General features: G+C 71.8%; 8 protein-coding genes. 2 read left to right on the forward strand and 6 right to left on the reverse strand.

Annotated elements, in window-relative coordinates:
- Positions 1 to 44: 44 nt before the first annotated feature.
- The gene (locus DW297_RS16490; protein WP_136034409.1) at positions 45 to 1,868 is read left to right on the forward strand and encodes an HSP90 family protein; all 1,824 of its coding nucleotides are present in this window, start codon (positions 45 to 47) and stop codon (positions 1,866 to 1,868) included.
- Positions 1,869 to 1,888: 20 nt separating this feature from the next.
- A complete protein-coding gene (locus DW297_RS16495) occupies positions 1,889 to 4,687 on the forward strand; it encodes a tetratricopeptide repeat protein (RefSeq protein WP_136034412.1) in 2,799 nt (932 codons plus the stop codon).
- A gap of 27 nt (positions 4,688 to 4,714) precedes the next feature.
- Here DW297_RS16495 and poxB read toward each other — a convergent pair whose 3' ends face one another.
- The 6 genes from poxB to DW297_RS16525 form a co-directional block, all read right to left on the reverse strand.
- Entirely contained in the window at positions 4,715 to 6,439 is a 1,725-nt protein-coding gene (gene poxB, locus DW297_RS16500; RefSeq protein WP_136034414.1) for a ubiquinone-dependent pyruvate dehydrogenase, read from the reverse strand.
- Between the two features lie 54 nt (positions 6,440 to 6,493).
- Complete coding sequence (locus DW297_RS16505; RefSeq protein ID WP_136034416.1) at positions 6,494 to 6,931, reverse strand: pyridoxamine 5'-phosphate oxidase family protein; 438 nt, start codon at positions 6,929 to 6,931, stop codon at positions 6,494 to 6,496.
- 117 nt (positions 6,932 to 7,048) lie between these two features.
- Positions 7,049 to 8,413: an NAD-dependent succinate-semialdehyde dehydrogenase gene (locus tag DW297_RS16510; protein ID WP_136034418.1), complete on the reverse strand. Its 1,365-nt coding sequence runs from the start codon at positions 8,411 to 8,413 to the stop codon at positions 7,049 to 7,051.
- Positions 8,414 to 8,435: 22 nt separating this feature from the next.
- A complete protein-coding gene (locus DW297_RS16515) occupies positions 8,436 to 9,902 on the reverse strand; it encodes an NAD-dependent succinate-semialdehyde dehydrogenase (protein WP_136034420.1) in 1,467 nt (488 codons plus the stop codon).
- Between the two features lie 24 nt (positions 9,903 to 9,926).
- Entirely contained in the window at positions 9,927 to 11,474 is a 1,548-nt protein-coding gene (locus tag DW297_RS16520; protein ID WP_136034422.1) for an APC family permease, read from the reverse strand.
- The coding region (locus DW297_RS16525; protein ID WP_136034424.1) for a universal stress protein at positions 11,474 to 12,033 on the reverse strand (560 nt) is incomplete at its 5' end. The genes DW297_RS16520 and DW297_RS16525, both read right to left, overlap by 1 nt.

The raw sequence follows: 12,033 nt of genomic DNA on the forward strand, positions 1-12,033 counted from the left end.
TGTTGCTAGGCTCGGCGAGCGGATGCCGGCGAGAAGGGGCGCGTGTGGGTGGGGATGTGCAGCAGTTCCAGGTGGATCTGCGCGGAGTCGTCGATCTGCTGAGCAGGCACATCTACTCGAGCCCCCGCGTCTACCTGCGCGAGCTGCTGCAGAACGCCCGCGACGCGATCACCGCCCGTCACGAGGTCGACGGCGGCGGCGGGCGCATCCGCATCACGCCGCTCACCGCGCAGACCGGCGAGTTCGTGCTCCGCGACGACGGCGTCGGCCTGACCGCCGCCGAGGTCGCCGACCTGCTCGCCACGGTCGGCCGCAGCTCGAAGCGCGACATCTTCGACCTCCCCCGCAGCGACTACCTCGGGCAGTTCGGCATCGGACTCCTCAGCTGCTTCATGGTCGCCGACACCATCGTCATCCGCTCGCGCAGCGCCCGAGGCGGCGCGGCCGTGGAGTGGACGGGCAGCGCCGACGGCACGTTCCAGGTGGTCGAGCTCGACGACGACCTCCCGGTCGGCACCAGCGTGCACCTCGTACCGCGGTTCGACGCGGACGAGCTGCTCCGGCCCGCCGCCGTGCACGAGCTCGCCACCACGTTCGGCGAGTTCCTCCCCGTGCGGGTCACGATCGACACCGGCGCCGGAGACGTCGACATCACGCGCGAGCCGCCGTTCCTCTCCCCCGCCGACGACCCCGAGGCGGCCGTCGCCTACGGGCGGGACCTGCTCGGCGCGAACCCCCTCGACGTGATCGAGCTCGGCGAACCGGGGACAGGCACGCGCGGTCTCGCCTACGTGCTCCCCTACGCACCCCCGCCCGGCGCGCGCCAGGCCACCCGCATGTACCTCGGCCGCATGCTGCTGTCCGAGCGCGTGGACGACGTGCTGCCCGACTGGGCGTTCTTCGTGCGGGCGGTCGTCGACTCCACCGGCCTCGCCCCCACCGCGAGCCGGGAGTCCCTCGTGGAGGACACGGCCCTGGAGCACGTGCGCGAGCAGCTCGGCGCGGGGATCCGCCGCTGGGTGCTCGAGCTCGGACTGCGCGAGCCGCACCGCCTCGCACAGTTCGTGGCGGTGCACGAGGTCGGTCTCAAGTCGCTCGTGCGCCACGACGAGGAGCTGGCGCGGTTCATCACCCGGTGGCTCACCGTCGAGACCACGCACGGCACGCTGCGCATCGGCGACCTGGTCGAGCGCTACCCGCACATCCGCTACGCGCAGACCGTGGACGAGTTCCGCCAGGTCGCCGGGATCTCGCCCGGCGATGAGGTGCTGGTCAACGGCGGCTACCTGTACGACGCGGACCTCGTGCGCCTGCTGCCCGAGCTCTACCCCGCCGTCACCGTGGAGAAGGTCGACGTCGCCGGCGAGCTCGACCGTCTCGATCCCCCGCCCCTGGACGACCGCGACGCCGCCGTGGCGCTCGAGACCCGCGCGGGGGCCGTGCTCGCCGCCTCCGACTGCGCCGTCGTCGTGCGCTCGATCGACCAGCCCGCACTCACCGGGCTGTACGTCGCCGACCCCGAGGTGCTGCGCGCGATCGACCGCGGCCGCACCAGAGGGGTCGCCGGGGCACTGTGGGGCGGCGTGCTCGACCGCATCGACCAGACGCTGTCCGCCGCCCGCGACGACGACCTCACCGCACGGCTGTGCCTGAACTGGTCCAACCGCGTGGTGCGCGCCCTGGTGCGCGTCGAGGACGACGCCGTGTTCGCCCGCACCGTGCAGCTGCTCTACATCCAGGCGCTCCTCGCCGGCCACCATCCGCTCCGTGACGCCGACCGGGCGCTCATGACCAGCGCGCTGGCCGACCTCGTCTCGCTCTCCGCCGGCATCGAGGGGGACTCCCTCCCCTTCGGCGACGCCCGCTGACACTCCACCGAAAGGCTCCCATGGCACGTCCGAAGAAGCGCTTCCAGCAGCTCATCGAGGAGATCGACCGCACCCCGTGGGGTCCGGAGGAGCAGGCCCTCGTCGCGGAGGCCGTGGCCCTCGCCGTCGAGCTCGGCGACGAGCGCCTGGAGTACGAGGCCCGCATGCGGCAGACCGCCTCGGCCAACATGGTCGGCGCCACCGACGTGATGCTCAACTCCTTCGCGTGGTGCCTCGCCCACCACGACGCCGACCCGCAGCGCTTCCCCGCCGACCTCGACAACGGCGGTGCCGACCTCATGTGGCAGTTCAAGTGGATGGCCTCGTCGCTGCGGTCGTCCCCCGCGTTCTCGCAGGAGCAGATCGCCGCCGTGCTCGACGACATGGAGGCCCACTACCGCGCCGCGGGCCTCGGCCTCAGCGGCGTGCTCACCGCCCGGTTCGAGGACGCGTGGGACGCCGGCCGGATGGACGACGCCGAGGCGCTGCGCGTGCAGCTGGAGGCCACACCCCGCGACGACCACAGCCACTGCGACGCCTGCGGCCGCAGCCAGTTCGCGGGCTTCTTCGCCGACACCGACCGCGACGCCGACGCCATCCGCCTGGTCGAGGAGATGATCGAGGGCGGCTTCTCGTGCGGCGAGGAGCCCGAGCACGCGCTCTCCCGCGTCCTCCTCCCCTACCTCCGCGCCGGACGCCTGGAGGACGCGAAGACCGCCCACCTGCGCAGCTACCGCCTCGCGAAGGACAACCCCGACAACCTCCGCATCGTCGCCAACAACATCGTGTTCGCGGCCGTCACCGGCAACGAGGCGCGTGCCCTCGCCCTGATCGAGCGGCACATCGGATGGCTCGCGCACGACGGCCTGAACGTCGACGCGCACTTCGCGGCCCTCACCGCCTTCGCCGTCGCACTGGACAGGGTCGTGGCGACCGGGCACGGCGACACCCCCGTCCGCGGTGCGGACGCCCCCGCCCTCGTCGGGCTCTTCGGAGAGCACGACGGCGCGTGGACCGCGGCCGAGCTCGCCACCGCCGCCTGGACGGCCGCCGAGCGCATCGGCGCGCAGTTCGACGAGCGCGACGGAACGGACGGGCACGCGCGGAGCCTCGCCCGCTCGCGCCGCCTGGCCGACGAGAGCTGGGACGTGCCGATCCGCTCCGACGCCTTCGTCGCCACCGCACCGGCCACGACCCCGACGGACGCGGACGGCTGGTTCGACCGCGCGATGCAGCTCGCCCAGTTCGGCGCCGAGCACGAGACGCTCGACGCCCTCCCCCGTGCGCTCGAGGTGACCGACCCCGGCAAACGCGCACAGCTGCTGTCGCTGCGCCTGGGGATCCTCGTGGCGCTCGACCGCATCGAGGAGGCGGAGCAGGTGCTGCCCGAGCGCATCGCCGCGCTGCGCGACGCCGGCCGCGACGTGCAGGCCGAGCTGGAGCTGCGCCTCGGCCTCGCCACGTTCGGGCTCGACACCGACGACACCAGGGCCGCCCTGGAGGAGGAACTGGCCGCCGCCGAGCGCCTTCCGGCGTGGTCGCGCGGAGACCTCGCCATCAGCCGCGCCTCGCTGCACCTGCACGCCGACGAGCCCGACGCCGCGCTCGACCTCGCCGAGCACGCCGCCCGCGCGTTCGCCGAGGCTGAGGACACCCGGCTGTCGAACACCACCACGCTCGTCGCCATCGGGGCCGTGCTCTCCAAGGGCGACCTGGAGGCCGCGACCGCTCTGCTCGACCGATTCCTCGCGCAGGACGACCTCTCCGCCGGGCATCGCGCCCAGGCGCTGCAGACCAGGGCCCGGGTGCGCGGAGGGACGGGCGAGCACCTCGACGGCGCCGCGGACGCCGACGAGGTCTGCCGCCTCCTCGCCGAGCTGGGCGCCACACGGGCCCTCGCCGACGCGCACGTGCTCGCCGGGGCACTGTGGGAGGACGCCGACCACCCCGACCGCGCCGTTTCGCGCTACCGCCTCGCCTCGCGCCTGCGCGCCGAGGCCGGAGGCGACGCGACCGGCGTCGACTTCCGGCTCGCCCGCGCCATGCTGCGCTCCGGCGACGCCCAGGAGGCGGCCGAGCTGTTCGGCGACGTGCTGCAGCGCGAGGAGCAGGCCGACGTGGCCCCCGCCTCCCGCGGCATGACTGCCACCCTGCTCGCGCGCGCTCTGGCCGAGTCGGGCGAGTTCGGACAGGCGGTGGGCGTGCACGGCTACGCCGCCGAACTGTTCGGCGAGGGCGCGGAGCACGCCGACCAGGCGATGGCGATGACCGAGCAGGCGAAGATCCTCGCCCGCTTCGAGGAGCACGACGACGCGATCCGCCTCCTGGAGGGCGCGGCCGAGATCGTCCGGGGCGCGCCGGAAGCGGTCGGCGCCCTCAGCGAGGTGCTCCACAGCCTGGGTCAGGCCTACGGCGGACGCGGCGACGAGCGGGCGTTCGCCCTGTTCGACGAGGTCGCCGCCCTCGCGCAGCAGCACGAGGCCGGGTGGCTGCACGCCGACGTGACGGACTCCCGCGCCCGCGCGCTCGCGCAGCTCGGACGGATCGACGAGGCCGTGGCCGCCGCGCTCACCGCCGCGGACGCGTTCGCGGAGCTGGGCGACCCGGGCTCCGCCGGAGGCTCCGAGCTGTTCGCCGCCCGGGTGCTCGCGGGCAACGAGCGCGCCGCCGACGCGGTCGCGGTCTACCGCAGCGCCCTGGAGCACGCCGAAGGCTTCCCGCCGCTGCGTCAGGTCACCGCGCTCGAGCTCGGCGACGTGCTCGAAGGGCTCGGCCGCCACGGCGAGGCGGCCGAGGTGCGGGCGCTGCTGGAGAGCTGAGCCCGCACCCCCGCGCGGCCGGAGGCGTCAGAACAGCTGGCGCCAGTTCGCCCGCGCCAGATCGAGGAGCTCGTCGCCGCGGCCCGACATGACCGTGCGGATCGCGTACAGCGCGAACCCCTTCACCTGCGCCGCCTCGATCGCGGGCGGCATCGAGAGCTCCTGACGCTCGGTGACCACGTCGAGCAGGGCGGGACCGTCGTGCGCCAGCACCTCGCGGACGGCGTCCGGCAGCTCGTCGCTGCGCTCCACCCGGCGGGCGAAGATCCCCATGGCTTCGGCGATGGCGGCGAAGCTCGGGTTGTCCAGTCCGGTGCCGTACGTGACGAACCCGGCGGCCTTCATCTCCAGCTCCACGAAGTTCAGCGAGGAGTTGTTCACCACGATGGTCTTCACGGGCAGACGGTTCTGCGTGAGCGTGAGCAGCTCGCCCAGCATCATCGACAGCCCGCCGTCGCCCGCGAGGGCCACGACCTGGCGCTGCGGGTGGGCGACCTGCGCGCCGATGCCGTGCAGCAGCGCGTTCGCCATCGAGCCGTGCGTGAACGAGCCGATCAGTCGACGGTGCTCGGTCATCGTCAGGTAACGCGCCGCCCACACCGTCGGCGACCCCACGTCGGCCGTGAAGATCGCGTCGTCCGCGGCGTGCTCGTCGAGCAGCCGCGCGAGGTACTGCGGGTGGATCGGGCGGTCGCCCTTCGCCGGGACCGCGAGCTCGTCGAGCTTCTTGCGCGTCTTGCGGTAGTGCGCCGTCGCGTCGTCGAGGTGCGTGCGGTCGTCCTTGCGGGCGAGGCGCGGCAGCAGGGCCTCTGCGGTGGCGCCGACGTCGCCCACGAGTCCGAGGTCGAGCGGGTGGCGCTTGCCGAGCTGCGAGCCGCGGATGTCCACCTGGATCGTGGTCGCGTGGTCGGGGTAGAACTGCTCGTACGGGAAGTCGCTGCCGAGCACGAGCAGCGTGTCGGCGGCCTCCATCGCCCGGTAGCCGGACGCGAACCCGAGCAGACCGGTCATGCCGACGTCGAACGGGTTGTCGTACTCGATGAACTCCTTGCCGCGCAGCGCGTGCACGATCGGCGCGCCCAGACGGTCGGCCAGCGCGATCACCTCGTCGTGCGCGCCCTCGACGCCGGCGCCGGCGAGGATCGTGACGCGCTTCGCGGCGTTCAGCAGCGTGGCCGCCTGCTCCAGCTCCGCCCCGCTCGGTGCCACCACCGGCCGGGCGCGGCGGACCACGACCGCGCGGTCATCCTCGATCTCCGCCAGCGCCACATCGCCAGGGATCACCAGCACCGCGACACCGCGCTGCTCGATCGCCGCCCGCATCGCGATCTCCATCAGCCGCGGCATCTGCTTCGGGTCCGCCACGTACTCGACGTACACGCTGCACTCGCGGAACAGCTCCTGCGGGTGCGTCTCCTGGAAGTAGCCGGTGCCGATCTCGGTCGTCGGGATGTGCGCCGCGATCGCCAGGACGGGCACGCGGGAACGCTGGGCGTCGTACAGCCCGTTGATGAGGTGCAGGTTGCCCGGCCCGCACGAGCCGGCGACGACGGCGAGCTCACCCGTGGTGCCCGCGTCCGCGGCGGCCGCGAACGCCGCGGACTCCTCGTGGCGCACGTGCACCCAGCGGATGCGGCCGTCCTTGCGCAGCGCGTCCGTGAATCCGTTGAGTGAATCCCCGGGGATGCCGTAGACCCGATCGATCCCGTTGGCGTGCAGAGTCTTGACGATGTTCTCAGCGACGTTGGCCATACCCCGACCCTACGCCCGCCCCTCCGCCCTGGTGCCGGGGTTGACGCGGGCCGGTCAGTACTCCTGGGGGCCGTCGCGCTCCGGCTCGGGATCACGATGGAACGCGCGTCCCGACACCGAGGCGGGTGCGATGCGGACGAACACCCGCTTGACGGTCGGGATCCACGGGCGCAGCCCCGCGGCCTCGGCGCGCGCGACATCGGCATCGGTCTCCAGCGCCGCGGCGTGCCCGCGCACGACCACGCTCCACGCGTCGACGTCGGTGTGGTCGTCGACCTCGAACAGCACATCGGCGTTCGCGGTCAGTTCGAACAGCTTGCTCCCCGGAGCGGTGCGGAACACGATGCCATCCCCGTCGACCGCGTAGTTGATCGGGAAGATGTCGATCGTGTCGCCGATGTGGGTCACGAGGCGTCCGAGCTCCTGTCCGCGCAGGCGCTCCCAGCTCTCGGCATCGGTCAGGGTCCGGACGGGGTCGCTGTGCACACTCATGCCGCCATTGTCACCCACGGACCCGCCGGCTGGACAGCACCCGTCCGAACGTCACAGGTCCGGACGCGACAGTGCCCGGGGGCCGATCGACCCCCGGGCACCGTCACCGCGTCGGACTCAGCCGATGCGGATGAGCTTCTTGTTGACGAACTCGTCGGCGGCGAGGTGTCCGAGCTCACGCGCGGTGCCGCTGCGCTTGATGCCCCCGAACGGCAGCTCCGGGCTGTCGGCGAGAACCAGGTTGACGTACACCATGCCGGCCTCGATCTTGTCGGCCACCCGCTCCGCCTGGGCCTCATCGGTCGTGAAGACGTACGACCCGAGCCCGAACGTGGTGTCGTTGGCCAGCTGCACCGCGGCGTCCTCGTCGGCCACGCGGTACACGACGGCGGCGGGGCCGAACAGCTCCTCCCGGTACACGTCCATCTCCGGCGTGACGTCGGCGAGCACGGTCGGCGCGAAGAACGCCCCGTCGCGCGTGCCCCCGGTCAGCAGCGTGGCGCCCTGGGCGACCGCGGTGTCGATCTGCTTCTGCAGGTTCTCCGCCGCCGCCTCCGACGACACCGGTCCGAGCACGGTGTCGTCCTGCGTGGGGTCGGTCGCCTCGACGGCCGCCATCGCCGCCGTGAACTTCTCCACGAACGCGTCGTACAGCTCGTCGACGATGATGAAGCGCTTGGCGCCGTTGCACGCCTGACCGTTGTTGTCGAGCCGCGCGTCCACGCCGGCCTGGACCGTCGCGTCGAGGTCGTCGGTCGAGAGCACGAGGAACGGGTCGGAGCCGCCGAGCTCCAGCGCGACCTTCTTGAGGTGCCGTCCGGCGACCTCGGCCACCGCCGCCCCCGCACGCTCCGAGCCGGTGAGCGAGACGCCCTGCACGCGCGGGTCGGCGATCATGTCGGCGATCTGCTCGTTCGTGGCGAGCACGTTCTGGTACGCGCCCTTCGGGAACCCGGCGTCGTGGTAGATCGCCTCGATCGCGCTCGACGACTCCGGGCACTGCGGCGCGGGCTTCAGCAGGATCGTGTTGCCGACGATCAGGTTCGGCGCCGCGAAGCGCACGATCTGGTAGGCCGGGAAGTTCCACGGCATGATGCCCACGAGCGGCCCCAGCGACGACCGGCGGATGATCGCCGAGCCGTCGCCGAGGATCGTGATGGGCTGGTCGGCCATGATGTCCTCGGCCTGATCCGCGTAGTACTCGGCGATGTCGGCGGCGAAGTCAACCTCACCGAGCGCGGCCTCGCGCGGCTTGCCCATCTCGCGCACGAACACGTCGGCCAACTCCTCGCGGCGCTCGCGATGCAGCTCGGCGGCGCGGCGCAGCAGCTGTGCGCGCTCCGCGACCGTGGTCGAGCGCGACCACTCGCGGTGCGCCTCGTCGGCGGCCGCGACCGCCTCTTCGATCTGCGCATCGGTGAACGTGTCGTACGTGGCCAGGGTCTCGCCGGTGGCGGGATTGACGACGGCGTAGTCGGTCATGTCTCCTCCTCTTGCCGTCCGGTCAGGAGACCGGGATCAGCGTGTACTTGGTGGACAGGTACTCGTGGATACCCTCGAAGCCGCCCTCGCGGCCGACACCGGACTGCTTGACGCCGCCGAACGGAGCCGCCGCGTTGGAGACCACGCCCACATTGAGTCCCATCATGCCGGTCTCGAGCGCGTCGATCATGCGCTGACCGCGCTGCAGGTTCTCGGTGAACACGTACGACACCAGGCCGTACTCGGTGTCGTTCGCGAGGCGCACGGCCTCATCCTCGGTCTCGAACGTGGCGATCGCCAGCACCGGGCCGAAGATCTCCTCGCGCAGGATCGCGCTGCCGGCCACGACATCGGTGAGGACCGTGGGCTCGTAGAACGTGCCGGTGCCCTCGAGCGCCTTGCCGCCCGCGAGCAGCGTCGCGCCGCGCTCCACCGCGTCGTCGACGAGCTCGCCCGCCTTGGCCACCGCGTCCTCGTCGATGAGCGGGCCGATCGCCACGCCCTCCTCGGTGCCGCGGCCGATCTTCATCGCGTTCACGCGCTCGGTCACCCGCTTGGCGAACTCGCCGGCCACGTCACGGTGCACGATGAAGCGGTTGGCCGCCGTGCACGCCTGGCCGATGTTGCGGAACTTCGCGGCGAGCGCGCCCTCCACGGCCTTGTCGAGGTCGGCGTCGTCGAACACCACGAACGGTGCATTGCCGCCGAGCTCCATCGACACGCGCAGCACGCCCTCGGCCGCCTGCGCGATGAGCTTGCGGCCCACCTCGGTCGACCCCGTGAACGACAGCTTGCGCAGCCGGGGGTCCGCGATGATCGGCGCCGACAGGGCGCTGGACTTCGAGGTCTGCACCACGTTGACGACGCCGGCGGGGAGCCCCGCCTCCTCCAGCAGCTTCGTGAAGAAGATGGTCGTGAGCGGCGTGAGTGCCGGGGGCTTGATGACCACCGTGCACCCGGCGGCGAGCGCCGGCGCGATCTTGCGGGTGGCCATCGCGAACGGGAAGTTCCACGGGGTGACGAAGAACGACGGCCCGACGGGGCGCTGCGACACGATCATGTGCCCGGTGCCCTCCGGGTTCAGACCGTAGCGACCGCTGATGCGCACGGCCTCCTCGCTGAACCAGCGGAGGAACTCGCCGCCGTACGCGACCTCGCCGCGCGCCTCGGCGAGCGGCTTGCCCATCTCCAGGGTCATCAGCAGCGCCAGGTCTTCCTTGTGCGCCTGCACCAGGTCGAACGCGCGGCGCAGGATCTCGCTCCGCACACGCGGAGCGGTGGCGGCCCACTCGTCCTGAGCGGCCACCGCGGCGTCGAGCGCGCGGATGCCGTCGGCGGGCGTGGCGTCGGCGATCGTGCGGATCACCTGGTTCGTGGCCGGGTCCTTGACGTCGAACGTGGCGCCGGTCTCGCCGTCGATCCACTGTCCGCCGATGAAGAGTCCAGTGGGGATGCTGTCGAGCAGCGCCTGCTCGGTCTGAGTGCTCATGGGTTCTCTTTCTGTGAGTGGGGGCTAGGGGCGACGACGCCGGCTCGGCGGCGCGTCGATGCTCAGCGTCTGTCCGCGGAAGAACGCCGGGCGGCGGATCGCGTTCCAGATCATCACCGCGATGCCCACGACGATGATCAGCATCCCGAGGATGAACACGATCCCGACGCCGCCGATCTCCGACCCCGAGCCGTAGGCCGGGTCCATCGAGTCGATCAGCGTGGTGAAGAACAGGATCGCGAGGATGATGCCACCCACCAGCGGGAACAGGAACGTGAAGAAGACGTTGCGCGTGGAGTCGAACCACTGCTTGCGGAAGTACCAGACGCACGCGAACGCGGTGATGCCGTAGTAGAAGCAGATCATCATGCCGAGCGTGAGGATCGTGTCCCACAGGGTGTCCTCGCTGACCACGCGCATGACCGCGTAGAACGCCGAGGCGACGATGGCCGAGACGATCGTGGCGTAGCCGGGGGTGAAGAACCGCGGACTGACCTTCGCGAACGACTTCGGCAGGGCGCCGTAGTGGCCCATCGCGAGCAGGGTGCGCGCCGGACCGACGAACGTCGACTGCAGCGACGACGCCGAGCTGGTGAGCACCGCCAGCGACACGAGGAACGCGAGCGGCCCGAGGATCGGTCCGGAGAGGTGGAAGAACACGTTCTCCTGGATGTCGCCGTTGCCGAGGCCGAGCTCGCCCGTGCCCACGCCCGCGAACATGATCATCGCGACGGCGAGGAGCAGGTACAGCGAGACGATCGTGAGCACGGTGACCGTGGCCGCGCGGCCCGGCGTCTTCTCCGGGTCCTTCGTCTCCTCGTTCATGGTGAGCGTGACGTCCCAGCCCCAGAAGATGAAGATCGACAGGGAGAGACCGGCCGCCACGGCGCTGAACGACGAGATCGCGAACGGGTTGAACCAGTTGAGGTCGAACGGCTGGTAGTCGAAGCCGTTGCCGCTCACGGCCTGGGCGATCGCGGCGACCGCGAAGAACACCAGCACCAGGATCTGGAAGCCCACCAGCCAGTACTGCAGCTTCTGGGTCGTCTGCATGTCGCGGTACGACACCCACGTCGCCCCCAGCATGAACAGCAGGCATACGCCGATGTTGATCCACGTCACCCCGGCCAGGTCGGCGATCCCGGCGTTGCCCGTGATCTGCGACAGCAGCAGGAACAGGAAGTCGACGGCGACCCCGGCGAGGTTCGACAGCACCAGGATCGTCGCGACGACCAGGCCCCAGCCGGCCATCCAGCCCACCCAGGGTCCGAACGCGCGGGCGGCCCAGGTGAAGGACGTGCCGGAGTCGGGCATGCGGTTGTTGAGCTCGCGGTAGCCGAAGGCCACCAGGAGCATCGGGATGAAGCCGACGAGGATGATCGCCGGGATCTGCGCGCCCACCTCGGACGCGGTGGGGCCGACGGCGGCCGTGAACGTGTAGGCGGGGGCGATGCACGAGATGCCGATCACGACGGCGCCGATGAGGCCGACGGTGCCGGCACTCAGGCCCTTCGTGGAGATGCCGGTCGTGACGCCGGATGCGGGCTCCGTCGCCCGGTTGGTGCTGCTCATCAGCGGTCTCCTGCTTCGTTGCGGGTGCGCGGGACGACGATCATGGGAACGGGCAGCTCGTGCAGCATCTTCGCCGCCGTGGAGCCCAGGAACAGACGGCGCGGCTGTGCCAGGCGGCTCGAGCCGACCAGGACCACCTCGCCCGGGAGCCAGGAGAGCCCGGCGACGGCGTCTTCGACCGTCTCGCCCGGTGCCTCCTCGACGACGGCGCCCAGGCCGTCCGGCAGCTGCTCGGCAGCGACGGCGAGCACCCGGTGGGCGTGCTCGCTGCCGGCCAGGCGGATCGCGCCGGTGTCGAGGCCGGGCGGCACGTCGAACGGCACGAGCGACACCAGCCGCAGGGAGACCTCGGCCGCCCCGGCGAGGGCGACGGCCTGGTCGAGCACGCCCTCCGCACCCGGACGCGTGCCGACCGCGACCGTGACGCGCGGGAGCACGTGGTCGTCCTGCTGCGCGAGCCCCGACGGCGCGAGGGCGACCGGGATCGGCGAGGAGTGCAGCAGCTCGGATGCGACGCTGCCGAGGCGGTGACGGCCGAAGAGGCCGCCGCCCGCGGTGC

It is taken from the genome of Microbacterium sp. PF5 (assembly GCF_004794315.1).
Lineage (GTDB): Bacteria > Actinomycetota > Actinomycetes > Actinomycetales > Microbacteriaceae > Microbacterium > Microbacterium sufflavum.

Coding starts and splice junctions, on each gene's coding strand:
- DW297_RS16495 (WP_136034412.1), top strand. CDS start 1,889: ATGGCACGTCCGAAGAAGCGCTTCCAGCAGCTCATCGAGGAGATCGAC.
- poxB (WP_136034414.1), bottom strand. CDS start 6,439: ATGGCCAACGTCGCTGAGAACATCGTCAAGACTCTGCACGCCAACGGG.
- DW297_RS16505 (WP_136034416.1), bottom strand. CDS start 6,931: ATGAGTGTGCACAGCGACCCCGTCCGGACCCTGACCGATGCCGAGAGC.
- DW297_RS16510 (WP_136034418.1), bottom strand. CDS start 8,413: ATGACCGACTACGCCGTCGTCAATCCCGCCACCGGCGAGACCCTGGCC.
- DW297_RS16515 (WP_136034420.1), bottom strand. CDS start 9,902: ATGAGCACTCAGACCGAGCAGGCGCTGCTCGACAGCATCCCCACTGGA.
- DW297_RS16520 (WP_136034422.1), bottom strand. CDS start 11,474: ATGAGCAGCACCAACCGGGCGACGGAGCCCGCATCCGGCGTCACGACC.